1 protein-coding gene is annotated in these 255 nt (G+C 60.8%); it reads right to left on the reverse strand.

Annotated features, from left to right (window positions below):
* Positions 1-244 (reverse strand): hypothetical protein (locus KW830_RS21170; RefSeq protein ID WP_218334321.1); only part of this gene is annotated, 244 nt, incomplete at its 3' end.
* Positions 245-255: the final 11 nt, after the last annotated feature.

Raw genomic sequence — 255 nt, forward strand, 5'->3', positions numbered from 1 at the left:
TCACTTCCTGGCCGTTGCTCAGTGTGAGCTTGAAGTCCTGCGCACCATCCGTGACATGGCTCAGGTTCACCGTGTAGGTGATCGAGCCCGCATCTTCGTTGCCCTCGCCTGCGCTGGTCAGCGTGGCAGTCGTGGTGTTGATGCTGTCGCCGATCACCACTGGGGTGCTGTCGTTGACCACGTCCAGGTCTTCAAAATTGCCACCGCTGCCCTCGGCCGCAAAGCCGTCGACAGTCAGGCTCACGTCGTCTTCTG

Origin of the sequence: Comamonas sp. CMM03 (assembly GCF_019218715.1) — a bacterium.
GTDB lineage: Bacteria > Pseudomonadota > Gammaproteobacteria > Burkholderiales > Burkholderiaceae_C > Comamonas > Comamonas terrigena.